This window comes from Mesorhizobium sp. B2-1-3, assembly GCF_006442495.1.
Taxonomy (GTDB): domain Bacteria; phylum Pseudomonadota; class Alphaproteobacteria; order Rhizobiales; family Rhizobiaceae; genus Mesorhizobium.
Window position 1 is genome coordinate 645,794 of record NZ_VFWL01000001.1, and the last position, 25,168, is coordinate 670,961.

Sequence of the window (25,168 nt, forward strand, 5' to 3'; positions counted from 1 at the left end):
TGTCTGTCTGTTCTATTCGCTCAACTCTGCCTACTCGCCGAGCGCATCTTCGAGCAAGGCGGCGAGCTGGGCGAGGTGCTTGGACATAAGCCCGGTCGCCGGCGAGGCGGCTGCCGGCCGGCCGGTGTAGCGCACCCGCTGGTGCTTGGCGTCGATATGCGCCAGCACCCATTCCAGATACGGGTCGATGAACGACCATGCGCCCATGTTCTTGGGCTCCTCCTGGCACCACACCATTTCGGCATTGCGGAAGCGCGACAATTCGGTGATCAGCGCCTTGGCCGGGAACGGGTAGAGTTGTTCGACACGCAGCAGATAGATGTCGTTGATGCCGCGTTTCTCGCGCTCCTCGTAGAGGTCGTAATAGACCTTGCCCGAGCACAGCACGACACGGCGGATCTTGGAATCCTTGGTCAGCTTGATGGCCTGGTTGGGCAAGAGCTGGGCATCGTCCCACAGCAGCCGGTGGAACGAGCTTTCGCCCGACATTTCCGGCAGCGTCGACACCGCCCGCTTGTGGCGCAACAGTGACTTCGGCGTCATCAGGATCAGCGGCTTGCGGAAGTCGCGCTTCAACTGCCGACGCAATATGTGGAAGTAGTTGGCCGGCGTCGTGCAGTTGGCCACTTGCATGTTGTCTTCGGCGCAGAGCTGGAGGAAACGCTCAAGCCGGGCAGACGAATGTTCCGGTCCCTGGCCCTCATAGCCATGCGGCAGCAGGCAGACGAGGCCCGACATTCTCAGCCACTTGCGCTCTCCGCTGGATATGAACTGGTCGAACACCACCTGGGCGCCATTGGCGAAGTCGCCGAACTGCGCTTCCCACAGCGTCAGCGCCTTCGGCTCGGCCAGGCTGTAGCCATATTCGAAGCCGAGCACGGCTTCTTCGGACAGCATCGAGTTGATGACCTCATAGCCGGCCTGCGCCGCCGACAGATTGTTGAGCGGGATGTAGCGGGTCTCGTCGCGCTGGTCGTAGAGCACGGAATGGCGCTGCGAGAAGGTACCGCGCTCCGAATCCTGCCCGGAGAGGCGGATCGGGTTGCCGTCGAGCAGGATGGCGCCAAAAGCCAGCGCCTCGGCCGTCGACCAGTCGATGCCTTCGCCGGATTCGATGGCCTGGCGGCGGTTTTCGAGAAAGCGGATGATCGTCTTGTGCGCCTCGAAATCTTTCGGCACTTCGGTCAGCTTCTTGCCGATCTCCTTCAGTGTCTTGGCCGGCACCGCGGTCTTGCCGCGCCGCTGTTCGTCCTGGTTGTCGGCCGTGCGCAGGCCCGACCAGGCGCCGTCCAGCCAGTCGGCCTTGTTGGGCTTGTAGTGCTGGCCGACTTCCCACTCGGATTCCAGATGCTCCCGCCAGTCGGCCTTGAGCTTGTCGAACTCGGCCTGCGTCATGTGCCCTTCGGCGATCAGCCGGTCTGCATAGATCTGCACCGTCGTCTTGTGGGTGCGGATGTTGCGATACATGATCGGCTGCGTGAAGGCCGGCTCGTCGCCCTCATTGTGGCCGAAGCGGCGGTAGCAGAACATGTCGACCACGACAGGCTTGTGGAACTTCATGCGGAATTCGATCGCCACCTTGGCGGCGTGCACCACGGCCTCCGGATCGTCGCCGTTGACGTGGAAGATCGGCGCCTCGATCATCTTGGCGACGTCGGACGGGTAGGGCGACGAGCGCGAGAAGCGCGGATTGGTGGTGAAGCCGATCTGGTTGTTGATGATGAAATGCAGCGTGCCGGCAACGCGGTGGCCGCGCAGGCCGGACAGGCCGAGGATTTCGGCAATGACGCCCTGGCCGGCAAAGGCAGCGTCGCCATGCAGCAAAAGCGGCAACACCTTGGCCCGCTCTTCCAGCGGCACGATCTCCTCGCGGCCACGGCCGAACAGATAATCCTGCTTGGCGCGCGCCTTGCCCATCACCACAGGGTCGACGATTTCCAGATGCGAGGGATTGGCGGTCAGCGACAGATGCACCTTGTTGCCGTCGAACTCGCGGTCCGACGAGGCGCCAAGATGGTATTTGACATCGCCGGAGCCCTCGACGTCGTCGGGTGCGGCCGAGCCGCCCTTGAATTCGTGAAAGATGGCGCGGTGCGGCTTGGCCATCACCTGGGAGAGTACGTTGAGGCGGCCGCGATGCGCCATGCCGAGCACGATCTCCTTCAGCCCGAGCTGACCGCCGCGCTTGACGATCTGCTCCAGCGCCGGGATCAGCGCTTCGCCGCCGTCGAGGCCGAAGCGCTTGGTGCCCTTGAACTTGACGTCGGCGAACTGCTCGAAGCCCTCGGCCTCGATCAGTTTCTGCAGGATCGCCTTCTTGCCGGTCGCGGTGAAGGAGATCTCCTTGTCGGCGCCCTCGATGCGCGCCTGGATCCACGCTTTCTCTTCCGGATCGGAGATGTGCATGAACTCGACGCCGAGCGTCGAGCAATAGGTGCGGGTCAGGATGTCGAGCATCTGGCGGATGGTGCCGAATTCGAGCCCGAGCACATTGTCGAGGAAGATCGGCCGGTCGTAGTCGGCTTCGGTGAAGCCGTAATTCTCTGGCGACAGCTCGTTGTAATCCTCGAGCGTGGCGATGCCGAGCGGGTCGAGATTGGCGTGCAGATGGCCGCGCATGCGATAGGCGCGGATCATCATGATGGCGCGCACGGAATCGCGCGTCGCCTGGTGCACGTCGGCGTCGGAGGGGACGGCGCCGTTGACGGCTGCCTTCTCCTTGACCTTCTTTTCGATGTGCTTCTCGACCAGGCCCCAATTGCCGTCGAGCGCCGACACCAGCTCGCCATTGGCCTGCAGCGGCCAGGAGGGCTTGGCCCACGAGGCGCCCTTGGCGTTCTTGCGGACATCCCCGGCATCGTCCTTCAGGCCGGCGAAGAACTCCTGCCATTCGGGATTGACCGAGGCTGGATCGTCCTCATACGCCGCATAGAGCGCGTCGATATAATCGGCATTGCCGCCATAGAGGAAAGAGGTGAGCGAAAATTGGTCGTTGGCCTGATCTTGTCGTGCCATTTTGTCTGCGGAGCCTGGCTCCGTCTCCTTTCGAGGGGAATAGTGAGTAGTCAGTAAGGAGTAGGAAAAATGAAGACTTTCCCGTTCAGCTGCTACTCACCCGTTCTTCCCTTTTCACTACTCACTATTGACTACTCACTAGCCCTTAATTGCCTCGACCAGCGTCGTGCCCAGCCGGGCCGGCGATGGCGAAACTTTTATCCCGGCCGATTCCATTGCCGCGATCTTGTCTTCGGCGCCGCCCTTGCCGCCCGAGATGACCGCGCCCGCATGGCCCATGGTGCGGCCGGCCGGCGCCGTGCGTCCGGCGATGAAGCCCGCCATCGGCTTGCGGCGGCCGCGTTTGGCCTCGTCCTTGAGAAACTGCGCGGCGTCTTCCTCGGCCGAGCCGCCGATCTCGCCGATCATGATGATCGACTTGGTCTCGTCGTCGGCGAGGAACATTTCGAGCACGTCGATGAATTCGGTGCCTTTGACGGGATCGCCACCGATGCCGACAGCGGTGGTCTGGCCGAGGCCGACATTGGTGGTCTGGAACACGGCTTCATAGGTAAGCGTTCCCGAGCGCGAAACAACACCGACCGAACCCTTGCGGAAGATGTTCCCGGGCATGATGCCGATCTTGCATTCGTCGGGGGTGAGCACGCCGGGACAGTTCGGGCCGATCAGCCGCGACGTCGAACGGTCGAGCCGCGCCTTGACCTTGATCATGTCCATGACGGGAATGCCTTCGGTGATGCAGACGATGAGCGGGATTTCGGCCTCGATGGCCTCGATGATGGCTTCGGCAGCACCCGCCGGCGGCACATAGACGACGGAAGCGTTGGCGCCGGTCTTGGCCTTGCCCTCGGCGACGGTGGCGAAGATCGGCAGGTTCTCGCCCTTGGCGCCGGTCCAGGTCTCGCCGCCCTTCTTGGGATGGATGCCGCCGACCATCTTGGTCCCGTGATAGGCCAGCGCCTGTTCGGTGTGGAAGGTGCCGGTCTTGCCGGTCAGGCCCTGCACGAGCACCTTTGTGTTCTTGTCGACGAGAATGGACATGGTGAGAACGCCTCTGAATTCAGCGATTACAAGAAAGGATTGACGGCTCGCACCGAGCCATAAACCTGGTTGTGGTTGAGATCTTCGGTGTAGAAAATCGGCGCGCCGAGATATCCGGCTGCGGCAAGAAGCGCGGCGTCGTAGTAGTGAATTCCGTAGCGGCGTGCGAGGTCCAGTCCTGCGCGAACATAGCTTTCGTCGACAGGCACCAGCGGACAAGTGCCGAGGAGGACCAGCCATTGGTCGAGCAGATCATCCCCCAGAAGGGATTTTCCTCGCGCCACCGCTGTGAATTCGGCCAAGGTTTGCCCCGACACGCCAAAGACAGTGCTCGATACCAGGTCTTCTGCGATTGGCGCGCGACGTGGGTCACGATTCTTCTCCGAAGCCGCGTAGATCAGGACGTTCGTGTCGAGAAAGCAGTCGATCTTCCCGGTCGGCATAGGCGTCCCTTCGATCCCACTTGTAGGGGGTGTCGGCGCTGTCGCTCCGTTTCGCAGCCTCGTCCATTAGCCGCTTCATTCCCGCCTTGGCCCAGGCAATCCGATCTTCCTGCTCGACTTCATGCGCAAGCAGTGAACGAATGAGGGCGTTGAGCGTCGTCTTGCGACGTCCGGCAAGGCCTCGCGCTTTCTCAAGCAGTGCCTCGTCCATGGCCAGGGTGACGTTCTTCATCGCTCGTCTCCACATAAACACACAGCCAATATATGTGTGATTATGTGTCTTTCTTCAACCGCTTTGCCCAGGATTTCCATCGCTCAGCCATCCCCCAAAACGGAAGGCGGGACGCGCCGGTAAAGGCCGCTCATCATGTCTTGCCAGCCGTCGCTGCCGACGGGCTGGAATTGCAGTCGCATGCGATAGCTGTCGCTGCCGTCGAAAGCGTAGGTCACGCGTGCGGCCCCGCGTGGCGACGAGCGCAACAGCGTCAGTGTGTTGCCCTCCCACGTGCCGGAGGCCGGCGAGGCCGGCACAAAGCCCATCGAATCGAACTGATGCATGGTGACAAGGCTGTTTTGCCGGTCGAAGCCGAACACGCTGTGCGCGCCGAACGAAATCGTCCCGTCGCGGCGCTGGCGATAGCGTTGCACTACGAACAGGCCGCCGAACTGTGCCTCTGCCAGTACTTCCGAAGTCGCTGAGCCCCCATCGGCCCATTGTGTGTCCGCGACCTTTTCCTCGCCGCGCCACGCGCCGACCAGAGCCTGTAGGCGCTGGTGATCGGCCGAGAGCGAGGAGAAAGGCGCAGCGTTCATGGGTTCACAGCCGCTTCAGGTCGGTGACGGTGAGAGCGCTCTTGGCATTGCCGGTGTTGAGCGTCGTTGCCGGTTCGAACATCAGCACCACAGGTTCCGGTGTCAGCGAACGCGGCCGGTGTTCGACGCCGCGCGGCACGACGATGAAGTCGCCTTCGCCGAGTTCGACCGGACCGTCGCGGAAATCGATGGCGATGCGACCGCGCAGCACGAGGAAGGCTTCGTCTTCGTTGTCATGGGCATGCCAGTCGAAAACCGCGCCGAACTTGGCGACCTTCGCCTGGCTGTCATTGACGTCGCCGGCGATATGCGGATCGAAGACATCCGCGATCTTCGCATCCGCAGCCTCGACGAGGTTTATCTTGCGCGGAGGCACTTGATCAGCCCTTCACCGCCGCCACGATCTTCTTGGCCGCGTCGTCAAGATCGTCGGCTGACACGACGTTGAGGCCGCTGTCGTTGATGATCTTCTTGCCGAGTTCGGCATTGGTGCCTTCCAGGCGCACGACCAGCGGCACTTTCAGGCCGACTTCCTTGACCGCGGCGATGACGCCCTCGGCGATGATGTCGCATTTCATGATGCCGCCGAAGATGTTGATCAGGATGCCCTTGACCGCCGGATCCCTGGTGATGATCTTGAAGGCCGCCGTCACCTTTTCCTTCGACGCGCCGCCGCCGACATCGAGAAAGTTGGCCGGCTCGGCGCCGTAGAGCTTGATGATGTCCATCGTCGCCATGGCGAGGCCGGCGCCATTGACCATGCAGCCGATATTGCCGTCGAGCGCGACATAAGCGAGGTCGTATTTCGACGCCTCGATCTCCTTCTCGTCCTCTTCGGTGGTGTCGCGCAGTTCGAGCACATCCGGATGGCGAAACAGCGCGTTGTTGTCGAACGACACCTTGGCGTCGAGGACGCGCAGCCGGCCGTTTTTCATGACGATCAGGGGATTGACCTCGAGCAGGCTCATGTCCTTCTCGACGAAGGCCTTGTAGAGGATCGGGAACAGCGTGCCGCCGTCCCTGGCAGCATCGCCGTCGAGCTTCAGCGCGCCATTGAGTTTCTTCACGTCATCCGCGGTAACGCCCTTTTCCGGATCGATGGCGACGGTGATGATCTTTTCCGGCGTGTCGTGGGCGACCGCCTCGATGTCCATGCCGCCTTCGGTCGAGACGACGAAGGCGATGCGGCCGACCGAACGGTCGACCAGAACAGACAGATAGAGCTCGCGCTCGATGTCGGCGCCATCCTCGATATAGAGCCGGTTGACCTGCTTGCCGGCCGGGCCGGTTTGCTTGGTCACCAGCGTGTGGCCGAGCATCTCGTTGGCGTTGGCGACGACGTCGGCGACCGACTTGGCCAGCCGCACGCCGCCCTTGGCGTCAGGCCCGAGCTCCTTGAACTTGCCCTTGCCGCGGCCGCCGGCATGGATCTGGCTCTTCACCACATAGAGCGGGCCGGGCAGCGCCTTGGCGGCGGCTTCCGCCTCATCCGCCTTGAACACCGGCACGCCTTGGGCCACCGGCGCGCCAAAGCCCTTCAGCAGCGCCTTGCCCTGATATTCATGGATGTTCATCTGGATCGTCTCCGGATCAGCTGCTGGGGTTCACTTCGAGGCGAGTTGCGGCGCGATCTTGACGCAGGCCTCGGTCAGGCCTTGCACCGCCGCTACCGAGCTATCGAACATCTTCTGCTCTGGCTTGGAAAGCTCGATCTCGATGACGCGCTCGACGCCACCGGCGCCGATCACCACGGGAACGCCGACATAGGTGTTCTTCACGCCATACTGGCCGGAAAGGTGGGCCGCGCAAGGCAGCACACGCTTCTTGTCCTTGAGATAGGCTTCGGCCATCGAGATCGCCGATGCGGCCGGCGCATAATAGGCCGAGCCGGTCTTCAACAGGCCGACGATCTCGGCGCCGCCGTCGCGGGTGCGCTGCACGATTTGGTCGAGCTTCTCCTTCGAGGTCCAGCCCATCTTGACGAGATCGGGCAGAGGAATGCCTGCAACCGTCGAATAGCGGATCATCGGCACCATGGAATCGCCATGGCCGCCGAGCACGAAGGCGGTGACGTCCTCGACCGAGACCTTGAACTCCTCGGCCAGGAAATAGCGGAAGCGAGCGCTGTCAAGCACGCCGGCCATGCCCACGACATGGGTGTTGGGCAGGCCGGAAAACTTCTGCAGCGCCCAGACCATCGCATCCAGCGGATTGGTGATGCAGATGACGAAGGCCTTCGGCGCGTACTTCTTCAGGCCGGCGCCGACCTGTTCCATGACCTTGAGGTTGATGCCGAGCAGATCGTCGCGGCTCATGCCCGGCTTGCGCGGCACGCCGGCGGTGACGATGCAGACGTCCGCCCCTTCGATCCCGGCATAGTCGTTGACGCCGGTCAGCCTGGAATCGAACCCGTCGACCGGCGACGATTGCGCGATATCGAGCCCCTTGCCCTGCGGGATGCCTTCGGCAATATCGAACAGAACCACGTCGCCGAGGTCCTTGAGGCCGATCATGTGAGCGAGCGTGCCGCCGATCATGCCAGAGCCGATAAGCGCTATCTTGTTGCGTGCCATGTCAGGATAGTTTCCCTTTGTTCGTGATGTCGCTCAAATCGCTGACGATCTGATGACGGCGTCGAGGAAGAGACCGGAATGCTGCGGGGATCCCGCGAGATTTCGCCGCACCCAATAGCCCCGGCGCCGCGTAAATTCAAACGATTATTTTGGAGCGAGCGTTTTCAATCGGTTAGAGTGACCGGGAATTACGTAAACGTAAAAGTTTGAAAACTCGACTGGGGAAAATCTACACGATGAAGATGGAGATCGTAAGACTTGATGCCGGCAATGACGCCCTTGTGATGCGGGTCGCCGAGGATGTGTTCGACGAACCGGTCAGGCCGGATCGATTGGCAGCCTATCTCAGGGAGCTCGGCCATTTCATGGTCGTGGCGCTCGCCGACGGCGTGACCGTCGGTCAATGCGCCGCGGTCATCCACCGTCATCCCGACAAAATGACGGAGCTCTACATCGATGAACTCGGCGTATCGCCGGCCTTCCAGCGCCAGGGCATCGCGCGAAAGATGCTCGACGCGATGTTTGCGATCGGCAGGGAGAATGGCTGCGAAGAAGCCTGGGTCGGCACCGAGCCGGACAACCGTGCCGCCCGCGCGCTTTACGAGTCGCGGAAGGAACCGCACGGTCCAGCGGAAGATTTTGTGATATATGTATACGACTTGTAGGGCTCTCATAGCAGGAGCCGTACGGATCAGCCTTTGAAGGCCCCCCGTCGGCTGGTTCTAGGCTTGCGCCTGCGCTTCGGTCGGCGTCGCCTTCGCCTTCCGCCGCTCCGCCCAATCCTCCAGCCAGTCGCGGCTCTGCATCTCGATCAGCCGCGAAGCCGTGCGTTCGAACTCGAACACCTCGACGCCGCGCTTGGCCACATAGAGTTGCTGCGGCGGCGCTTCCGCGCTTACCACCAGCCTGACGTGATGGTCGTAGAGCGTGTCGACCAGCAGGATGAAGCGCTTGGCCTCGTTGCGCCGGCCTTCACCCAGCACCGGAATGCGGTCGACAAAGATGGTCGAGAAGCGGTCGGCAAGGGCCAAATAGTCGCGCGCGCCGAGCGGCTTCTCGCACAGATCGGCGAAGGAAAAACGCGCCGCGTCGCCGGCGGCGCGCGGAACGGCCAGCTGCCGGCCCTTGACGGCAAGCGACGCCTCGGCCGTCGGCGCGCCGCGCGTCATCGTTTGCCAAGCCGCGTCCAGCGCCTCATCGGCCGCCGCATCGGCGGGCGTCACATAGACTGGCGTACGGGCAAGCTTCTCCAGCCGATAGTCCTTGTCGGCATCGAGCGAGAGCACCTGCGCATGCCGTTCCAATATGCCGATGAAGGGCAGGAAAAGCTGACGGTTCAGCCCGTCGCGATAGAGGTTCTCCGGCGCTACGTTCGACGTCGCCACCAGCACCACGCCGCTGGCGAACAGCGCCGAAAACAGCCGGGACAGGATCATCGCATCGGCGATGTCGGTGACCGAGAACTCGTCGAAACACAGTACCCAGGCCTGTTCGGCAAGCGCCCGCGCCACCGGCGGAATCGGATCGTCTTCCCTCACCGTGCCGTCCTTGCGCTCCTGCCGGTGCTTCTGGATGCGGTCCTGCACCTCGGCCATGAAGTCGTTGAAATGCACGCGGCGCTTGCGCCGCACCGGCAGCAGCTCGAAGAACAAGTCCATCAACATGGTCTTGCCGCGGCCGACGCCGCCATGGATGTAGAGGCCCTTGACCGCCTCGTGCGTCTCGCGCCTTCGGGCGAAGAGCCAGCCAAGCGCGCTCGATTTGTGCGCCAGCCGCTTCACCGAAATCTCTGATACCAGCCGGTCGAGAGCGGTGACGATCCGCTCCTGCGCCGGATCGCGCTCGATGGCACCGGTGTCGACCAGATGGTCGTAACGCTGCCTGACGGTCACATGGGTCTGGAGGCCGTCACGCAGATGCATAGGTCACGTCGTTGTCGAGGGGCTTGGCTACCTTGTAAGCGAGATCGGCAGGCCATTGGAAGTCTGGCCGTCGAATTTCGAGCCGCCCGAGGAATAGAGCCGTGCCAGCGTGCCGCCATTCTCATCGTAAAGCGTCAACTGCTTGCCGGCGACGTTCCATGACTTGATGCCGTCGATCGGCGCCGGGCAATGCAGCGGTCCGGCGCGGAAACCGGCGCCGAATTTGGTCTGCGGCGTCGCCACCTTGCAGCTCTGACCGGAAACGCTGGCGTTCCATACGCCGGCGACACTGGCCGCGGTCAGGTCCGGCGCACCCGCCGGCGCCGAACCGTCCGGCGGCAAGGAGGCGACCTGGCTGTTCTGCGGCGCGGTCGGGAATTGCGACGGATCCGTGGTGCCGGGAGAGGCCGGAGGCGGCAACTGGTTGGCCGTCACTTGCCCGGACGGTGCTGGCTGCAGCGGCGCCGGCTGCTGGTCGTCCATCGAGGAGAACCGTGAGGTTGAGCAGCCGCTCGCAACGAGCGCCGCCAGCGATACGGCCACCAGGGCTGTTTTCGAAAAAGTCATTTCAACCTCCGTCGGATCCGGCGGGGCTGCCGTCCGCACAATGTCGCCCTCCACCAAGATGGAGAAGGTGGCGAAATTTCAACCCGATATGGTTAAAATAGGGTTTGCGCCAAGAATTGTTGCAAATTTGTCGCTATCATCCGGCCAGCGGAGCGCTCGGCACGAATATATAGCCGTCCGGTCCGACGACATAGCTCTCGCGCAGGCCGTGCGGCTTGTCGATCGCTCCGGCCAGCACGATGTGGCCGTGATCGCGCGCGGCGGCCTCGACCGCATCCGGATTGGCGCCGTAAAGGCGCAGTTCGATGCCGGCGCCGCGTGTCTCGGCGCCGGCGATCGTCCCTGTCATGGCATTGTCGAGATAGGAATGGTCGGCGTGCAGCATGAACACCGAGCCCAGCAGCTCGATCGCCGCGAAATCCTCGTCGGCATAGATGATATCGGCGCCGAGCACGTCGCGGCAGAAGGCTTCCATGGCCGCCATGTCGCTCACCAGCAGGTTGACGCCGATGCCGCGCGCCAGCGAGCGGCCGAAATCCCCGGCCTTCATCCATGGTGTCCTGGTCCGCTTCATCGCCATGGCATCGTCCTCCCCAATCCGATCCTACTCAAGCCGGCCGCCCGGGCCGTTGGCATTCGGCCGGCAAACGCTTGCGCCAGCCGGCACAAGGGCTATGTCTATCAAGACGAAATTCGCTGGAGCCGCAAATTGGCTGCGAGACCGAAAGCCGCCAATCGCTACTATAACGGCCCGCCCAGCGATCATTTCGACGGAACCTTGTTCTTCAATCCCGGCGGCCAGCCGCCGGCGCGTTTCGCCGATCTGCTGAAATGGCAGTTCAATGGCCAACGCTCGAAATGGCCGGCCACCAATCCGAGCCCCTTTCCGCAGGCAAAGCCGCCTGCACGTGTCGAGGGCGCCGGCCTGACCGTGACCATGGTCGGTCATTCCACGCTGCTGGTCCAGACCGCGGGCCTGAACATCCTCACCGATCCGGTATGGTCGCTGCGGGCCTCGCCGTTCTCCTTCGTCGGGCCGAAACGCGTCAACGCGCCGGGCATCGCCCTGGCCGACCTGCCGCCGATCGATCTCGTGCTGGTCAGCCACAATCACTACGACCATCTCGACATCGCGACGCTGAAGCAGCTCAAGGCCAGGCACGACCCGCTGGTGGTGACCCCGTTCGGCAATGACATCCTGATTGGCGGGGCGGTTCCCGGCATGCGGCTCTCGGCGCATGACTGGGGCGACAGGGTCGACATCGGCGATGGCGTGGCCGTCCATGTCGAGCCGGCGCATCACTGGTCGGCGCGCGGCACACGCGACCGGCGCATGGCGCTATGGGCCGGCTTCGTCATCGAGACGCCGGCCGGCCGGATCTATTTCGCGGGCGATACCGGCTTCCATGACGGCATCAACTACCGGCTCATGGCTCACAAGCACGGCGGCTTCCGCTTCGCCATCCTGCCGATCGGCGCCTATGAGCCGCGCTGGTTCATGGCCTCGCAGCATCAAAACCCGGAGGAGGCGGTGCAAGGCATGACATTGTGCAACGCCGCCTATGCGGCCGGCTGCCATTGGGGCACGTTCCAGCTCACCGACGAACCGATCGACGAGCCGGCACGCAAGCTCGACGAGGCGCTGGAGGCCGAGGGCCTGCCGCGCGAACGTTTTCGCGCCTTGCGGCCAGGTGAGGTCTGGGACGTGCCGCAGGAAGCGGCGCTTTGACCGGGGCCGGCCGCGGCCGGCGGAACCCGAGCGCCACCGGCGCGTTTGTTGAAGGGGCTTCGATTTCTATCGCTTTGCGAGGCATTTCCATGCTTAAATGGATCATCATTCTCCTGATTATCGCCGCCGCTGCGAGCCTGCTCGGCATGCCGGCATTAGCAGGTGCGGCCGCCACCGGCGCGCGCATCCTGATCGGTATCGTGCTGATCATATTCCTGCTGATCGTGCTCGGCGTCTTCGCCGTCACCTGAAGGCGCGATGCACTGGTAATTCCCGCCCTTTTCCGCCATATAGCGGCAAACAGTACGGAATGACCGGAAGAAATGGCAGGCACCGCCCCTTTCGCCAAGATGAACGGCATCGGCAACGAGATCATCGTTGCCGACATGCGCGGCCGTGCCGACCGGGTGACGCCGACAGCTGCGATCGCGCTCAACGCCGATGCCTCGACGCGGTTCGACCAGATCATGGCGATCCATGAGGCGCGGACGCCGGGTACGGCCTATTTCATCGACATATTGAATTCGGACGGCTCGGGCGCGCAGGCCTGCGGCAACGGCATGCGCTGCGTCGTCCAGGCGCTGGCGGCCGAGACCGGACAAAAGACATTCACCTTCGAGACCGTCGCCGGAATCCTCAACGCGCAGGAACATGCCGACGGCTCGATCTCGGTCGACATGGGCACGCCGCGCTTCGGCTGGCGGGACATTCCGCTCGCTGAGGAGTTTCGCGATACCCGCATGATCGAATTGCAGGTCGGGCCGATCGACGCCCCGGTGCTGCATTCGCCCTCGGTCGTCTCCATGGGCAATCCGCATGCCATCTTCTGGGTCGACCGCGACGTCTGGTCCTACGAACTCGACCGCTTCGGACCGCTGCTCGAAAACCATCCGATCTTCCCCGAGCGCGCCAACATCACCATCGCGCAGGTGACCTCGCCCGACAGCATGATCATCCGCACCTGGGAACGCGGCGCCGGCCTGACCAAGGCTTGCGGCACGGCATCCTGCGCCGCCGTCGTGGCTGCGGCCCGCACCCGGCGCACCGGGCGCAGCGTCAATCTACTGACCCCCGGCGGCGGCTCGCTGCACGTCGAATGGCTTGAAAACGACCATGTCATCCTGACCGGTGCGGCCGAATGGGAGTTTTCCGGCAGCTTCGATCCCTCGAGCGGCGCCTGGGCGCGCGACACCGAAAGCGCGGCCTGATGCCCGCTCCTTTCAAGGATGGCGATGTGGGGAAGGGCCCCAATCGCATCGAACTGGTGACCTTCGGCTGCCGGCTGAACACTTATGAATCCGAGGTGATGCGGCGCGAGGCCGAAACTGCGGGCCTCGGTGGGCTGGCTGGGGGCGCCGTCATCTTCAACACCTGCGCCGTCACCGGCGAAGCGGTCCGCCAGGCCAAACAGGCGATCCGCAAGGCGCGCCGCGACAACCCCGAAGCTCGCATCATCGTCACCGGCTGCGCGGCGCAGACCGAGCCGCAGAATTTCGCGGCCATGGACGAGGTCGATCTCGTCCTTGGCAATGAGGAGAAGCTGAAGGCCAATTCCTATCGCGCGCTGCCGGATTTCGGCGTCAACGACAGCGAGAAGGCGCGCGTCAACGACATCTTCTCCGTACGCGAGACCGCCGGCCATATGGTCGATGCCATCGAGGGCAGGGCACGCGCCTTCGTGCAGGTGCAGAATGGCTGCGACCACCGCTGCACCTTCTGCATCATCCCCTATGGCCGCGGCAATTCACGCTCGGTGCCGATGGGCGCCGTGGTCGAACAGGTCAAGCGGCTCACCGGCAACGGCTATGCCGAGATCGTGCTGACCGGCGTCGACATGACCAGTTTCGGCGCCGACCTGCCGGGTGCGCCGAAACTCGGCAGGCTGGTGAAGACGATCCTGCGCCAGGTGCCGGACGTGAAGCGCCTGCGCCTCTCCTCCATCGATTCCATCGAGGCCGACGACGATTTGCTCGACGCCATCGCCACCGAGCCGCGGCTGATGCCGCATCTGCATCTGTCGCTGCAATCGGGCGACGACATGATTTTGAAGCGCATGAAGCGTCGGCATCTGCGCGATCAGTCGATCCGCTTCTGCGAAGACGTGCGCAAGCTGCGCCCCGACGTCGTCTTCGGCGCCGACATCATCGCCGGCTTCCCGACCGAGACGGAGGCGATGTTCGAAAATTCGGCAAAGATCGTCGAGGAATGCGGGCTGACCCACCTGCACGTCTTTCCGTTTTCGCCGCGCGAAGGCACGCCCGCCGCGCGCATGCCGCAGGTCCGCCGCGAAGTGATCAAGCAGCGGGCAGCCCGCCTGCGCGACGCCGGCGAGACGGCATATCGCCGCCATCTGTCGTCGCTCTCCGGAACGCGTCAGTCGATCCTGATCGAGCGCGACGGGCTCGGCCGCACCGAAGGGTTCACGCTCGCCGCGCTCGCCACCGGCGCGCCGGGCGAGATCGTCGAAGCAACAGTCACCGGCCATGACGGCGCCCGGCTGATCGCGGTTCCGCTTGCCGCCCGCGCCGCCTGAGAAACGCAAGAGATGGCCGGGTTCTTCAAGAAGATATTTTCGTTCGGCAAGAAGGAGGTCGTCGAGGAGCGCGTCGACGAGACCGCCCCGCTGCCGCCGATCAAATGGGATCAGCTCGACACGCTGAAGCCGGCGGCCGAGCAGGCCGTTCCGGAATTCCTGAAGCGGGAGGAGAGCCAGGCTCAGCCTCCCGTCGAGCCCGCGCCGCCCGAGGAGCCGACACCCGAGCCTGCCCCGGCCATTCCGCCGGTGCCGGAGCCGATCGTTCCGCCCGAGCCGGAACCCCTGCCGGAGCCGCGGCCGGAGGAGGAACCGGCACCGGCGCCAGAGCGCCCGGAGCCGCCGGCCCCTGAGAAAATTCCGACACCCCCGGCCATTCCGGAGCCTGCGCCCGAACCGCGGCCGCAGGAGGTACCGCAACCAGCGCCCGCCGAGCCGGAAATTGTCCCGTCGCGCCCGGAGCAGCTGCCGGAACCGGCACCCGCCGAAGTGCCGACGCCCGCCGAAGTTCCGGTCGAGACGCCGGCGCCAATCGAGATTCCTGCGACACCGTCTTCGGCGCAGCCTTCACAGGCCGGCGCCGCCCCTCATCCGCCTGCCGGCACCTTCTCCCCCTATAGTGACGGGGAGAAGGAAGAAGTTCCATCGCCAACGCCTCCCTCTCTCCGTCCTTCACGGGGAGAGGGCAAAGGTGAGGGGCAGCGCCGACCTGTCGAGAACCTGGCCCCCAGTGCCGAAACCGCCGCCGAAATCTCGCCGCCAATTCGCCAGCCTGCGCCGATCGAGCCGCGGCCTGTACGCGCCGAAATCGCACCGGAACCTGAGGCAGTTCCCGCGCCGCCGAAGCCCACGCCCGCTCCCGTCAAGGTGACGGTCGCCAAAAAAGTGGAGCAGAAGGCCGAGCCGCAGAAGGCGCCGGCGCCGGCGCCGCGGCGCTCCTGGTTCCAGCGCATGCGGGACGGGCTTGCCCGCTCCTCGCGCGAATTGTCGGGCAACATTGCCGGCGTCTTCACCAAGCGCAAGCTCGACGACGACACGCTGCAGGATCTGGAGGACGTGCTGATCCGCGCCGATCTCGGGCTGGAGACGGCCTTGCGCGTCACCGATTCGCTAGCCGCCAGCCGCTACGGCAAGGATGTCTCCGACGCCGAGGTCCGCACCGTGATGGCGCAGGAGGTCGAGAAGGTGCTGACCCCCGTCGCCCTGCCGCTGGAACTCGATCTCAGCCACAAGCCGCATGTCATCCTGGTGGTCGGCGTCAACGGTACCGGCAAGACCACGACCATCGGCAAGCTGGCGGCCAAACTGACCGATGGCGGCCTGTCGGTGATGCTCGCCGCCGGCGACACGTTCCGCGCCGCCGCCATCGAGCAGCTCAAGATCTGGGGCGAGCGGACGAAATCGCCGGTCATCGCCTCCAAGCTCGGCGCCGATGCCGCCGGCCTCGCCTACGATGCTTTCGAGAAAGCGAAGGAAGCAGGCTCCGACGTGCTGATCATCGATACCGCCGGCCGCCTGCAGAACAAGGCCGAGCTGATGGCGGAACTCGAGAAGATCGTGCGCGTGCTGGGCAAGCTCGATCCGGAAGCGCCGCACACCGTGCTGCAGACGGTCGACGCCACCACCGGCCAGAACGCGCTCAACCAGGTGGAGATCTTCCGCAACATCGCCGGCGTCAACGGCCTGGTGATGACCAAGCTGGACGGGACGGCGCGTGGCGGTATTCTGGTGGCGATCGCGGCAAAACACAGATTGCCGGTCTATTTCATCGGCGTCGGCGAACAGGTCGACGACCTCGAACCGTTCTCGGCAAGCGAATTCGCCAGGGCGATCGCTGGCGTTGCCTAACGGCATGATCCCGGAAGTTGCTTCAACCGGATCGTGCGTAAGAAGGAAGATATGAACCCACCCATTCTCGAACGCGATCCGTCCGACCCGCAGAAAGAGAAGAAGGAAGGCGTCAACCCGCTGCTCAAGCTCGTTCTCGAGCTAGGGCCGCTGCTGGTGTTCTTTTTCGCCAATGCGCGCGGCGAATGGCTGACGCAGAAATTCCCGGCGCTGGCTGAATTCGGCGGCCCGATCTTCGTCGCCACCGGCCTGTTCATGGCCGCCACCGCGATCGCGCTGGTCGCGTCGTGGCTACTCACCCGCACCCTGCCGATCATGCCGATGGTGTCGGGCGTCGTCGTCTTCATCTTCGGCGCGTTGACGCTCTACCTGCAGGACGACATCTTCATCAAGATGAAGCCGACCATCGTCAACACGCTGTTCGGCGGCGTGCTGCTCGGAGGGTTGTTCTTCGGCAGATCGCTGCTTGGCTACGTCTTCGATTCCGCCTTCAGGCTTGATGCCGAGGGCTGGAGAAAACTCACCTTCCGCTGGGGTCTGTTCTTCCTGTTCCTGGCCCTCGTCAACGAGGTGGTGTGGCGGAATTTTTCGACCGATGCCTGGGTTACCTTCAAGGTCTGGGGCATCATGCCGATCACGCTTCTGTTCACCTTCAGCCAGATGCCGCTGATCCTGCGCCATTCGCTGGACGACAAGACCGGCGGCGAAGAGAAGGCCGGCAAGTAAGGCCTGCAAATTGGGGGAGTGCCATGGAATTCGTCACCACGCGCGAAGAGCTGCGGACGATCTACAAGACGCCGCGTCCGACGGATGGTTCGATCCGCAAAGAATTGAAGGCGCTGGACGGCCATTGCCGCTCCTTCATCGGCAAGAGCCCCTTCGTGCTGATCGGCTCCTCCGACGGCGAAGGCAATGCCGATGTGACGCCCAAAGGCGACAAGCCAGGATTCGCCGCCGTGCTTGACGACAGGACCATCGCCATCCCCGACCGGCCCGGCAACAACCGGCTGGATACGCTGGAGAACATCCTGCTCAACCCGTCGGTCGGGCTGCTGTTCCTCATTCCCGGCATGAACGAGACGCTGCGCGTCAACGGCGACGCCCGCATCACCGTCGACGCGGGTTTGCGCGAACGGCTGGCCGTCGACGGCAAGGAGCCGCAGAGCGTCGTCGTGGTCGCCGTCAAGGCCGCCTACATGCATTGCGCCAAGGCCTTCATGCGCTCCGAGCTTTGGAAGCCGGAGAGCTGGCACGATCGCGCCACGCTGCCGACGCTCGGCCAGATCCTGCGCGACCAGCTGGCGCTCGCCGATTCGGCCGAGGCGACCGACCGCTGGCTGGACGACGAATACAAGCAGACGATGTGGTAGCCTGCGCGGAAGATTCGTCCGAGCGTCGCCTTGCTGAACCTCCTTGCCATTTCCGGCAGCCTGCGGGCGGCCTCCACCAATTCGGCCCTGGTCGCGGCACTGGCGTGGAACGCGCCAGAGGGCTGCCGCGTCGCCATCCATGAAGGACTCGGCCTGCTGCCGATCTTCAACCCCGACGACGAGGGTGAGCGGACGCCGTCCGAAGCGTCCAGGCTGATCGATGCCGTCACCGCCGCCGACGGCGTCATCATCTCATGCCCGGAATATGCGCATGGCGTGCCGGGCGGCCTGAAGAATGCGCTCGACTGGCTGGTCTCGCGCGATGCCGCCGTCGACAAGCCGGCCATGCTGGTGCACGCCTCGCCGCGCTCGCTCTATGCCCGCGCCGCATTGGCGGAGATCATGCGCACCATGTCCTTCGCGCTTTATGACGGCGGGCTGGAGATCGGGCTGCTCGGCAAGAAGCCAGCTGAGGTGGAGGCCGTCCTGGGGGAGCAGGCGAACGCGTTGGCAATGCGCGATGCGTTGTCCGCTTTCGCGGATTTCATTCGCGCGCGTTAGCGCCTACCCTTTTCTCAGCGTCTCGACATCGGTCTTGCCGACGTACCAGTCGCGGGCGTTGACCTCCTCGAAGACCACCCAGACATCGTCATTGCCGAGCCCGGTGGCGTCCATGATCGCCGCTGTGACTTTTTTGGCGATATCGGCTTTCTTGCCGGCCGGATCGGCGGCGATCACTTCCTTGACGATGCGGATGTTGACGAATGGCATGACGTCCTCCCCTTTAATTCAGCTCAGTAGGTCTTGGCGCCGTTCACCATCAGCCGGACCATGTAGAGCGAGGTGGTGCCGGCGATGTAGAGACAGTTCAGCTTGGCGCCGCCGAACACGCAATTGGCCGTCACCTCGGGCACCTTGACCTTGCCGATCAGCGTTCCGTCCGGATCGTAGCAATGGATGCCATCGGCGGCGCTGGTCCAGATGCGCCCGGCATCGTCGAGCCTGAAGCCGTCGAACAGGCCTGCGGTGCAATCGGCGAAGACTTTTTCACCCGAGACCTTCTTGCCGCCCTCGCCGACATTGAATACCCGCATATGCGCCGGGTTCTGCGCGCCATGCGTGCGGCCGGTGTCGACGACATAGAGCTTGCTCTCGTCGAGCGAGAAAGCGAGCCCGTTCGGCCTGACCATGTCGGTGATGACGGCCTCGACCTCGGCCGTGCCGGGATCGACGCGGTAGACATGGCAGGCGCCGATCTCGCTCTCGGCCTTGTCGCCCTCGTAATCGGTGTCGATGCCGTAGGTTGGATCGGTGAACCAGATCGAGCCGTCCGACTTGACCACCACGTCATTGGGCGAATTCAGCCGCTTGCCCTTCCATTTGGCGGCAATGGTGGTGACCGAACCGTCGAACTCGGTGCGGCTGACGCGGCGCCCCGAATGCTCGCAGGTCACCAGCCGACCCTGCCGGTCGACGGTGTTGCCGTTGGAATTGCCGCATGGCTGCCGAAACACGCTGACGCTGCCGTCGGTCTCGTCGTAACGCATCATGCGGTTGTTCGGGATGTCGGACCAGACGACATAGCGGCCGGCGGGGAACCAGGCCGGCCCTTCCGCCCATCGGCAGCCGGTAAAGAGCTTGTCCACTTGCGCATTGCCGTTGAACAGCCGCGCAAAACGCGGATCGAGAATTTCATAGTCTGCGGCGGCCATTCTTTCCTCCCGGTAACGTTGGCAATCCGGCGGCGATCAAGCCAGCAGGAGATCGATATGGCAAGGTCGGCGGCGATGACATTTCCGCAATTTGTAAGACAAAACGACAGGAACAGGCATTCCCATCATGGGAAGGGCAATGCGCCGGCGCCGGGGGTGGCGTTCAGGCGCCATTAACCGGCTATGCACACAGCGCAATGGTGCATTGCAACATCTTCTTTTTGCGATGCACCATTCCTATGTCATGCTCCGTATCGATCAAGGGAGGAAGAAACCGGCCGCCAAATGCGGCCCAGAAGGAAACTCGCTATGATCCTCGACAGCCTCTTGACCCGCGCCCGCAGCAGCATCGCCAAGCGCAAGAACTACAACCGCCTCGTCGCTGAAATCGACAGCTTCTCCAGCCGCGATCTGGCCGACATGCGCGCCGACCGCTCGGAAATGCTTTATCAGGTCCATAAGCAGATCTACGGCTGAGCCCACAACAAGCAGACCAGCGCGCTCCGAGACATTGCTGTCCTCAACGGTGATGACGAGGGCGCGTGAAAACAGAAGCATTTGACACGTCGGCGAGCGGCGAACGCTTGTCCTTCAATTGTCGACGCGCCCGAAAGCCGGCACCTCGCCGATGACGGTGCGCCGGTCCTTGCCGCAGGCGAAGGACCGTGCTTTCTCGTCGGCAAGCTTGCGCGCCTGATCGTTGGCGGCAGGATTTCCTGTAGCCAGCACCAGTGCGACCGTGCAGCCGTCGCGCGCATCCATTTGCGCGACCTTGGAGACGAGCAGCACGTCGGTGGGTTTCTTCTCGTCTTCCGGATTGCTGATCGAGCGGCGGTGAATGACCGCGAACGGCACCGCCTTGTCGCCGTCGGTCTCGATGCGCCACTCGATCCTGGCGCCTGAGGAATTGAAGCCGGAGAAACTTTCCCAGACCGATGTCATGTCGCCGCCGGGCGGGAAACCATAAAACAGCGATTCGCGCGCATCGTCATAGGCGATCAGCACCGGATAGCCACGATAGCCCGAACAGGCGAGGTCGGCCCAGTCGCCATCACCGTCCCCGGCCTGCGCATAGGTGACGCAGTCGTTCTTCCAGTCGAGATCGGTGTAGGCGCTCGATATCTCGCCGGCATGCGCTGCCTGGCAGACGCTGGCGAGAACGAGCGGAAGAACCAGGCTGCGCATCGCGGACATCTCCGTTGGGGGTCGCAACAGCCTACCGCCAAATGCTATTTCTTCAAGCTCGCCTCGATCAGCAGATCGGCGTTTACGGCTACCGACGCCGCCGGGCCGCCGGCGCCGAACAACTGGCCGCTGATATAGGCGCCTTCGATCAGAAGCAGCAGACCGTCGCCCAGCGTGTCGGCGTCGGCGGCATTCATTGCGGCGGCCATGGCGCGCAGGCGGCGGCGCAGTTCCTGCTTGTTGTCCTCGCTCACCACGCGCGCCGGATGGCCGCGCTCGGGATATTCTACGGCCGCATTGGTCATGCCGCAGCCGCGATAGTCAGGCTTCTGCGTGCGCTTGCCGACGCGGGTCAGGAAGGCTCGGATTTGCGCGCGCGGATCGCCAGGATGGGCGTTCACCGCCTCGTCGAAGCGTTCCCAGAATTCGAGGTCGTATCGGCGCAGATAAGAGGCGGCCAATTCGTCCTTGGAGGGAAAGCTGCGATAGAGGCTGGGCTTGGTGACTCCGGCGCGCCTGACGATCTCGTCGACGCCGATCGCCCTGATGCCTCGCCGGTAAAACAGATCGCGCGCCACGCCGAGTATCTTTTCCGCCGCCTTTGGCGGAGCCGACGCGTGAGCGCTGCTGATGGACGGTTCAATTTTATTGTCTGGTGGCATTCGCGGTCTCGGTTGACACTGTTACCGATCGGTACGTATACATGTTTCCATCCTGCAACGTACCGGTCAGTAACATGCTAGCTCAATCCCGTCCATTTGGCCAGCGCTACGCTTTCGTCGTGGTCGCCGTCATCTTTCTCTGCCTGCTGATCGCGGCCGGCCTGCGCTCCGCGCCAGCCGTCATGATGCTGCCGCTGGAGGAAAGTTTCGGCTGGCGGCGCGACGTGGTGTCGCTGGCTGCCGCGGTTGGCATCTTCCTCTACGGCCTGACCGGGCCGTTTGCCGCCGCGCTGATGGAGCGGATCGGGCTGCGGCGCACACTGCTTGCCGCGCTTGTGGTGATGTCGGCCTCCACCGCGCTCAGCCTGCTGATGACCAAGCCATGGCATCTGCTGATCACCTGGGGCGTGTTTTCCGGCGTCGGCTCCGGCGCGGTCGCCACCGTGCTCGGTGCCACGATCGTCAACCGCTGGTTCAAGACCAACCGCGGCCTCGTCATGGGCTTGATGTCGGCCTCCAGCGCCACCGGTCTGCTGGTCTTCCTGCCGCTGCTGGCCTCGCTGGCGCAGTCAGGCGGCTGGAAGCCGGTCGTCACCGCCATCTCCGTCGCAACGGCCTGTCTGGTGCCGCTGGTGCTGCTGCTGGTGCCGGAACGCCCGGCATCGATCGGCATGGTGCGCTACGGCGCGGAAGCCGACGACGTGCCGCCGGTACCGCCGGCGGCACAAGGCAATTTCCTGACCCACACGCTGACGACGCTGCGCCGCGCCGCCGGCACGCGCGTCTTCTGGTACCTGTTCGCCACCTTCTTCGTCTGCGGTTTCACCACCAACGGGCTGGTCGGCACGCATCTCATCGCATTTTGCGGCGATATGGGCATCAACGAGGTGCAGGCGGCTGGCCTGTTGTCGATGATGGGCATTTTCGACCTGATCGGCACCACGCTGTCGGGCTGGCTCACCGACCGTTTCGATCCGCGCAAGCTGCTCGGCGTCTATTATGCGATCCGCGGCCTTTCGCTGATCTATCTGCCCTATTCCGGCTTTTCGGCGACCAGTCTGATCATCTTCGCCGTGCTTTACGGTCTCGACTGGATCGCCACCGTGCCGCCGACGCTGCGGCTCGCCAATGAAGCCTTCGGCGACCGCAGCGGCCCGATCGTGTTCGGCTGGATCGTCGCGGGCCATCAGGTGGGCGCGGCAACCGCCGCCTTCTTCGGCGGCACCATGCGCGAACTGCAGGGCAATTACGAACTGGCCTTCCTGATCGCCGGCATGACCGCGATTGCCGCCGCCTGTATCTCGCTCCTGATCAACACCAGCCGGCCGGCGTTCGACCCGGAGCCGCAAGCGGCATAGTGCGCCTTCGAACGAGTGTGCCGTCGGTCAGATTGGCGATCTTTTCGATAAAGGGGAGATCGGCAGTTCGACGGCGCGCAGCCGATCAGTCGGGATAGCAGACCAACGGGACGTTGGGCCAAACCGCACTATCGCAATTGGCGCTTTCCTGCCTTTGCTTGAAGGCCGCGCTGACGGGCCCCGTCACCACCGGATCGACGCCATCGGGCGCATCCGCAAAGACCTGTTCGGCGCTCGGGACATCGCTCGGCAGAGCGGGCCGCGCTTCCTTGAGCGTCGCCGCGGATTGAGCGGCGCCGGCAGCCAGCAGCACGGCGAGAGCCGCAGTTGCAAGAATCGGCCGAAATTTGACGACTGCGTTGGTCATGGTGTTCGAACTGCCCGGGCCCGCAAAAGGTTCCCGCCTTGGTTAACAAAACCATTTCACATGGCGATGCTTAAGATTTGATGATTATTTGGTGTCGCGCTTCCTCTTTCGCAAATGCGAAAAACCCTGTATGAGCCGCGCAACACGAAAGAGGCGGCGCCTTTTGGCCTGCTGCCTGCAACGCTCCCGAGACCAGATCATGAACCTCCGCAATATCGCGATCATCGCGCACGTCGACCATGGAAAGACCACCCTTGTCGACCAGCTTCTGAAACAATCCGGCGCCTTCCGCGACAATCAGCGCGTCGCCGAACGCGCCATGGATTCCAACGACCTCGAAAAGGAACGCGGCATCACCATCCTGGCCAAGGCGACCTCGGTCGACTGGAAGGGCACCCGCGTCAACATCGTCGACACCCCCGGCCACGCCGATTTCGGCGGTGAGGTCGAGCGCATCCTGTCGATGGTGGATTCGGCGATCGTGCTGGTCGACGCCGCCGAAGGCCCGATGCCGCAGACCAAGTTCGTCGTCGGCAAGGCGCTCAAGGTCGGCTTGAAGCCCATCGTCGTCATCAACAAGATCGACCGGCCGGACGCCCGCCATGTCGAGGTGGTCAACGAGGTGTTCGACCTGTTTGCCGCGCTCGACGCCACCGACGAGCAGCTCGACTTCCCGATCCTTTATGGTTCGGGGCGCGACGGCTGGGTCTCGGAAAATCCGGAAGGTCCCAAGGACCAGGGCCTGTCGCCGCTGTTCGACCTCGTCCTCAAGCATGTGCCCGCGCCGACCGTGCATCCCGGCCCGTTCCGCATGATCGGCACCATCCTGGAAGCCAATCCGTTCCTCGGCCGTATCATCACCGGCCGCATCGAGAGCGGCACGCTGAAGGCCAACCAGGCGGTCAAGGTGCTGCATCATGACGGCACCCAGATCGAAACCGGCCGCATTTCCAAGATACTGGCCTTCCGCGGCCTCGAGCGCCAGCCGATCGAGGAAGCGCAGGCGGGCGACATCGTGGCCATTGCCGGCCTGTCCAAAGGCACCGTCGCCGACACGTTCTGCGACCTGAGCGTGAGCGAGCCGCTGCACGCGCAGCCGATCGATCCGCCGACCGTGACCATGTCTTTCCTCGTCAACGATTCGCCGCTGGCCGGCACGGAAGGCGACAAGGTGACCAGCCGCGTCATCCGCGACCGCCTGCTGCGCGAAGCCGAGGGCAATGTCGCGCTCAAGATCGAGGAATCGCCTGACAAGGATTCCTTCTTCGTGTCGGGCCGTGGCGAATTGCAGCTTGCCGTGCTGATCGAGACCATGCGCCGCGAGGGCTTTGAAATCGCCGTGTCGCGGCCGCGCGTGGTCATGCAGAAGGGCGAGAACGGCGAATTGCTGGAGCCGGTCGAGGAAGTCGTCATCGACGTCGACGAGGAGCATGCCGGCGTCGTCGTGCAGAAAATGTCCGAGCGCAAGGCCGAGATGGTCGAATTGCGCCCCTCCGGCGGCAACCGCCAGCGCCTCGTCTTCCACGCGCCGACGCGCGGCCTGATCGGCTACCAGTCGGAACTCTTGACCGACACGCGCGGCACCGCCGTGATGAACCGGCTGTTCCATGCCTATGAGCCCTATAAGGGCGAACTGCCCGGCCGCACCAACGGCGTGCTGATCTCCAACGAGCAGGGCGAGTCCGTCGCCTACGCCATGTGGAACCTGGAGGATCGTGGCCCGATGGTCATCGATCCGGGCGTCAAGGTCTATCAGGGCATGATCATCGGCATCCACTCCCGCGACAACGACCTGGAAGTGAACGTGCTGAAGGGCAAGAAGCTGACCAACATCCGCGCCGCCGGCAAGGACGAGGCGGTCAAGCTGACACCGCCGATCCGCATGACGTTGGAGCGCGCGCTGGCCTGGATCCAGGACGACGAGCTGGTCGAGGTGACACCGAAGACCATCCGCCTGCGCAAGCTTTATCTGGATCCCAACGAGCGCAAGCGCTTCGAGAAATCGTCCAAGGCCGTCGGCGCCGCGTAAT

Annotated in this window: 28 protein-coding genes; 12 read left to right on the top strand and 16 right to left on the bottom strand. The window is 63.8% G+C overall.

Annotated features, from left to right (window positions below; all coding sequences use genetic code 11):
• Positions 1–30 precede the first annotated feature (30 nt).
• The 8 genes from FJ973_RS03410 to mdh all read right to left on the bottom strand — a co-directional run bounded on the left by FJ973_RS03410 (position 31) and on the right by mdh (position 7,885).
• Positions 31–3,015 (bottom strand): 2-oxoglutarate dehydrogenase E1 component, encoded by a 2,985-nt coding sequence (locus FJ973_RS03410; RefSeq protein WP_140554852.1) that lies wholly within the window; start codon positions 3,013–3,015, stop codon positions 31–33.
• Positions 3,016–3,153: 138 nt separating this feature from the next.
• On the bottom strand, positions 3,154–4,056 hold the full coding sequence (sucD, locus tag FJ973_RS03415) for a succinate--CoA ligase subunit alpha (protein ID WP_140518080.1): 903 nt from the start codon (positions 4,054–4,056) through the stop codon (positions 3,154–3,156).
• A 26-nt stretch (positions 4,057–4,082) separates the two neighbouring features.
• Positions 4,083–4,499 carry a PIN domain-containing protein gene (locus FJ973_RS03420; protein WP_033838548.1) on the bottom strand — a complete coding sequence of 139 codons (417 nt, stop codon included), beginning with the start codon at positions 4,497–4,499 and terminating at the stop codon, positions 4,083–4,085.
• Positions 4,426–4,731, bottom strand: a complete 306-nt coding sequence (locus FJ973_RS03425) for a hypothetical protein (RefSeq protein ID WP_140492797.1) — start codon at positions 4,729–4,731, stop codon at positions 4,426–4,428. Before FJ973_RS03425 ends, FJ973_RS03420 begins: the two co-directional genes overlap by 74 nt.
• A gap of 83 nt (positions 4,732–4,814) precedes the next feature.
• Positions 4,815–5,312: a DUF1579 family protein gene (locus tag FJ973_RS03430; RefSeq protein ID WP_140554853.1), complete on the bottom strand. Its 498-nt coding sequence runs from the start codon at positions 5,310–5,312 to the stop codon at positions 4,815–4,817.
• Positions 5,313–5,316: 4 nt separating this feature from the next.
• Positions 5,317–5,688, bottom strand: coding sequence for a cupin domain-containing protein (locus FJ973_RS03435; protein ID WP_140524969.1), 372 nt, complete (start codon positions 5,686–5,688; stop codon positions 5,317–5,319).
• A gap of 4 nt (positions 5,689–5,692) precedes the next feature.
• Positions 5,693–6,886 (bottom strand): ADP-forming succinate--CoA ligase subunit beta, encoded by a 1,194-nt coding sequence (gene sucC, locus FJ973_RS03440; RefSeq protein ID WP_140492804.1) that lies wholly within the window; start codon positions 6,884–6,886, stop codon positions 5,693–5,695.
• A gap of 30 nt (positions 6,887–6,916) precedes the next feature.
• Complete coding sequence (mdh, locus tag FJ973_RS03445) at positions 6,917–7,885, bottom strand: malate dehydrogenase (RefSeq protein WP_140492808.1); 969 nt, start codon at positions 7,883–7,885, stop codon at positions 6,917–6,919.
• 236 nt (positions 7,886–8,121) lie between these two features.
• Between mdh and FJ973_RS03450 the strand changes: the two genes are divergently transcribed.
• Entirely contained in the window at positions 8,122–8,550 is a 429-nt protein-coding gene (locus tag FJ973_RS03450) for a GNAT family N-acetyltransferase (RefSeq protein ID WP_140554854.1), read from the top strand.
• A gap of 57 nt (positions 8,551–8,607) precedes the next feature.
• Here the strand turns inward: FJ973_RS03450 and zapE are convergent, their stop codons facing one another.
• The 3 genes from zapE to FJ973_RS03465 form a co-directional block, all read right to left on the bottom strand.
• Entirely contained in the window at positions 8,608–9,807 is a 1,200-nt protein-coding gene (gene zapE, locus FJ973_RS03455) for a cell division protein ZapE (RefSeq protein WP_140554855.1), read from the bottom strand.
• A 27-nt stretch (positions 9,808–9,834) separates the two neighbouring features.
• Entirely contained in the window at positions 9,835–10,374 is a 540-nt protein-coding gene (locus FJ973_RS03460; RefSeq protein ID WP_140492818.1) for a protease inhibitor Inh/omp19 family protein, read from the bottom strand.
• Positions 10,375–10,510: 136 nt separating this feature from the next.
• Positions 10,511–10,954: a hypothetical protein gene (locus FJ973_RS03465; protein WP_140492821.1), complete on the bottom strand. Its 444-nt coding sequence runs from the start codon at positions 10,952–10,954 to the stop codon at positions 10,511–10,513.
• A gap of 129 nt (positions 10,955–11,083) precedes the next feature.
• Here FJ973_RS03465 and FJ973_RS03470 point away from each other — a divergent pair, with 129 nt between their 5' ends.
• The 8 genes from FJ973_RS03470 to FJ973_RS03505 all read left to right on the top strand — a co-directional run bounded on the left by FJ973_RS03470 (position 11,084) and on the right by FJ973_RS03505 (position 18,415).
• Positions 11,084–12,103 (top strand): MBL fold metallo-hydrolase, encoded by a 1,020-nt coding sequence (locus tag FJ973_RS03470; RefSeq protein ID WP_140554856.1) that lies wholly within the window; start codon positions 11,084–11,086, stop codon positions 12,101–12,103.
• Positions 12,104–12,192: 89 nt separating this feature from the next.
• Positions 12,193–12,354 carry a DUF1328 family protein gene (locus FJ973_RS03475; protein ID WP_140518074.1) on the top strand — a complete coding sequence of 54 codons (162 nt, stop codon included), beginning with the start codon at positions 12,193–12,195 and terminating at the stop codon, positions 12,352–12,354.
• A gap of 72 nt (positions 12,355–12,426) precedes the next feature.
• Positions 12,427–13,311 carry a diaminopimelate epimerase gene (dapF, locus tag FJ973_RS03480; protein WP_140518073.1) on the top strand — a complete coding sequence of 295 codons (885 nt, stop codon included), beginning with the start codon at positions 12,427–12,429 and terminating at the stop codon, positions 13,309–13,311.
• The gene (gene mtaB / locus FJ973_RS03485; RefSeq protein ID WP_140518072.1) at positions 13,311–14,636 is read left to right on the top strand and encodes a tRNA (N(6)-L-threonylcarbamoyladenosine(37)-C(2))-methylthiotransferase MtaB; all 1,326 of its coding nucleotides are present in this window, start codon (positions 13,311–13,313) and stop codon (positions 14,634–14,636) included. Before dapF ends, mtaB begins: the two co-directional genes overlap by 1 nt.
• Before the next feature lie 12 nt (positions 14,637–14,648).
• Positions 14,649–16,484 (top strand): signal recognition particle-docking protein FtsY, encoded by a 1,836-nt coding sequence (gene ftsY / locus FJ973_RS03490; RefSeq protein ID WP_140554857.1) that lies wholly within the window; start codon positions 14,649–14,651, stop codon positions 16,482–16,484.
• Positions 16,485–16,535: 51 nt separating this feature from the next.
• Positions 16,536–17,210, top strand: coding sequence for a septation protein A (locus tag FJ973_RS03495; protein ID WP_140492839.1), 675 nt, complete (start codon positions 16,536–16,538; stop codon positions 17,208–17,210).
• 23 nt (positions 17,211–17,233) lie between these two features.
• Entirely contained in the window at positions 17,234–17,854 is a 621-nt protein-coding gene (locus tag FJ973_RS03500; RefSeq protein WP_140518070.1) for a pyridoxamine 5'-phosphate oxidase family protein, read from the top strand.
• Positions 17,855–17,884: 30 nt separating this feature from the next.
• The gene (locus tag FJ973_RS03505; protein ID WP_140554858.1) at positions 17,885–18,415 is read left to right on the top strand and encodes an NADPH-dependent FMN reductase; all 531 of its coding nucleotides are present in this window, start codon (positions 17,885–17,887) and stop codon (positions 18,413–18,415) included.
• A gap of 3 nt (positions 18,416–18,418) precedes the next feature.
• On the opposite strand, the gene FJ973_RS03510 is transcribed toward FJ973_RS03505, so the two are convergent.
• A complete protein-coding gene (locus FJ973_RS03510) occupies positions 18,419–18,625 on the bottom strand; it encodes a 4-oxalocrotonate tautomerase family protein (RefSeq protein ID WP_013892236.1) in 207 nt (68 codons plus the stop codon).
• A 23-nt stretch (positions 18,626–18,648) separates the two neighbouring features.
• On the bottom strand, positions 18,649–19,566 hold the full coding sequence (locus FJ973_RS03515) for an SMP-30/gluconolactonase/LRE family protein (RefSeq protein ID WP_140554859.1): 918 nt from the start codon (positions 19,564–19,566) through the stop codon (positions 18,649–18,651).
• A 309-nt stretch (positions 19,567–19,875) separates the two neighbouring features.
• On the opposite strand from FJ973_RS03515, the gene FJ973_RS03520 reads away from it, so the two are divergent.
• A complete protein-coding gene (locus FJ973_RS03520) occupies positions 19,876–20,043 on the top strand; it encodes a hypothetical protein (protein ID WP_140492852.1) in 168 nt (55 codons plus the stop codon).
• Positions 20,044–20,157: 114 nt separating this feature from the next.
• Here FJ973_RS03520 and FJ973_RS03525 read toward each other — a convergent pair whose 3' ends face one another.
• Together FJ973_RS03525 and FJ973_RS03530 are read right to left on the bottom strand one after the other, a co-directional pair.
• Positions 20,158–20,751, bottom strand: a complete 594-nt coding sequence (locus FJ973_RS03525; protein WP_140554860.1) for a hypothetical protein — start codon at positions 20,749–20,751, stop codon at positions 20,158–20,160.
• A gap of 44 nt (positions 20,752–20,795) precedes the next feature.
• Complete coding sequence (locus tag FJ973_RS03530; RefSeq protein ID WP_140554861.1) at positions 20,796–21,413, bottom strand: TetR/AcrR family transcriptional regulator; 618 nt, start codon at positions 21,411–21,413, stop codon at positions 20,796–20,798.
• Positions 21,414–21,487: 74 nt separating this feature from the next.
• Here FJ973_RS03530 and FJ973_RS03535 point away from each other — a divergent pair, with 74 nt between their 5' ends.
• A complete protein-coding gene (locus FJ973_RS03535; RefSeq protein ID WP_140880322.1) occupies positions 21,488–22,771 on the top strand; it encodes an MFS transporter in 1,284 nt (427 codons plus the stop codon).
• An 85-nt stretch (positions 22,772–22,856) separates the two neighbouring features.
• Here the strand turns inward: FJ973_RS03535 and FJ973_RS03540 are convergent, their stop codons facing one another.
• On the bottom strand, positions 22,857–23,138 hold the full coding sequence (locus FJ973_RS03540; RefSeq protein WP_140554862.1) for a hypothetical protein: 282 nt from the start codon (positions 23,136–23,138) through the stop codon (positions 22,857–22,859).
• Positions 23,139–23,337: 199 nt separating this feature from the next.
• Between FJ973_RS03540 and typA the strand changes: the two genes are divergently transcribed.
• Positions 23,338–25,167, top strand: a complete 1,830-nt coding sequence (gene typA, locus FJ973_RS03545; protein ID WP_140492867.1) for a translational GTPase TypA — start codon at positions 23,338–23,340, stop codon at positions 25,165–25,167.
• Position 25,168 lies beyond the last annotated feature (1 nt).

Excerpts from the sequence above, each read along its gene's own strand:
- FJ973_RS03500 (WP_140518070.1), top strand. The coding sequence starts at position 17,234 with ATGGAATTCGTCACCACGCGCGAAGAGCTGCGGACGATCTACAAGACG.
- FJ973_RS03465 (WP_140492821.1), bottom strand. The coding sequence starts at position 10,954 with ATGGCGATGAAGCGGACCAGGACACCATGGATGAAGGCCGGGGATTTC.
- FJ973_RS03475 (WP_140518074.1), top strand. The coding sequence starts at position 12,193 with ATGCTTAAATGGATCATCATTCTCCTGATTATCGCCGCCGCTGCGAGC.
- sucD (WP_140518080.1), bottom strand. The coding sequence starts at position 4,056 with ATGTCCATTCTCGTCGACAAGAACACAAAGGTGCTCGTGCAGGGCCTG.
- FJ973_RS03515 (WP_140554859.1), bottom strand. The coding sequence starts at position 19,566 with ATGGCCGCCGCAGACTATGAAATTCTCGATCCGCGTTTTGCGCGGCTG.
- FJ973_RS03460 (WP_140492818.1), bottom strand. The coding sequence starts at position 10,374 with ATGACTTTTTCGAAAACAGCCCTGGTGGCCGTATCGCTGGCGGCGCTC.
- FJ973_RS03510 (WP_013892236.1), bottom strand. The coding sequence starts at position 18,625 with ATGCCATTCGTCAACATCCGCATCGTCAAGGAAGTGATCGCCGCCGAT.
- FJ973_RS03430 (WP_140554853.1), bottom strand. The coding sequence starts at position 5,312 with ATGAACGCTGCGCCTTTCTCCTCGCTCTCGGCCGATCACCAGCGCCTA.
- FJ973_RS03525 (WP_140554860.1), bottom strand. The coding sequence starts at position 20,751 with ATGCGCAGCCTGGTTCTTCCGCTCGTTCTCGCCAGCGTCTGCCAGGCA.
- FJ973_RS03450 (WP_140554854.1), top strand. The coding sequence starts at position 8,122 with ATGAAGATGGAGATCGTAAGACTTGATGCCGGCAATGACGCCCTTGTG.
- FJ973_RS03410 (WP_140554852.1), bottom strand. The coding sequence starts at position 3,015 with ATGGCACGACAAGATCAGGCCAACGACCAATTTTCGCTCACCTCTTTC.
- typA (WP_140492867.1), top strand. The coding sequence starts at position 23,338 with ATGAACCTCCGCAATATCGCGATCATCGCGCACGTCGACCATGGAAAG.
- ftsY (WP_140554857.1), top strand. The coding sequence starts at position 14,649 with ATGGCCGGGTTCTTCAAGAAGATATTTTCGTTCGGCAAGAAGGAGGTC.
- FJ973_RS03530 (WP_140554861.1), bottom strand. The coding sequence starts at position 21,413 with ATGCCACCAGACAATAAAATTGAACCGTCCATCAGCAGCGCTCACGCG.
- FJ973_RS03425 (WP_140492797.1), bottom strand. The coding sequence starts at position 4,731 with ATGAAGAACGTCACCCTGGCCATGGACGAGGCACTGCTTGAGAAAGCG.
- dapF (WP_140518073.1), top strand. The coding sequence starts at position 12,427 with ATGGCAGGCACCGCCCCTTTCGCCAAGATGAACGGCATCGGCAACGAG.
- FJ973_RS03420 (WP_033838548.1), bottom strand. The coding sequence starts at position 4,499 with ATGCCGACCGGGAAGATCGACTGCTTTCTCGACACGAACGTCCTGATC.
- FJ973_RS03540 (WP_140554862.1), bottom strand. The coding sequence starts at position 23,138 with ATGACCAACGCAGTCGTCAAATTTCGGCCGATTCTTGCAACTGCGGCT.
- zapE (WP_140554855.1), bottom strand. The coding sequence starts at position 9,807 with ATGCATCTGCGTGACGGCCTCCAGACCCATGTGACCGTCAGGCAGCGT.
- FJ973_RS03495 (WP_140492839.1), top strand. The coding sequence starts at position 16,536 with ATGAACCCACCCATTCTCGAACGCGATCCGTCCGACCCGCAGAAAGAG.
- FJ973_RS03535 (WP_140880322.1), top strand. The coding sequence starts at position 21,488 with ATGCTAGCTCAATCCCGTCCATTTGGCCAGCGCTACGCTTTCGTCGTG.
- mdh (WP_140492808.1), bottom strand. The coding sequence starts at position 7,885 with ATGGCACGCAACAAGATAGCGCTTATCGGCTCTGGCATGATCGGCGGC.
- sucC (WP_140492804.1), bottom strand. The coding sequence starts at position 6,886 with ATGAACATCCATGAATATCAGGGCAAGGCGCTGCTGAAGGGCTTTGGC.
- mtaB (WP_140518072.1), top strand. The coding sequence starts at position 13,311 with ATGCCCGCTCCTTTCAAGGATGGCGATGTGGGGAAGGGCCCCAATCGC.
- FJ973_RS03520 (WP_140492852.1), top strand. The coding sequence starts at position 19,876 with ATGATCCTCGACAGCCTCTTGACCCGCGCCCGCAGCAGCATCGCCAAG.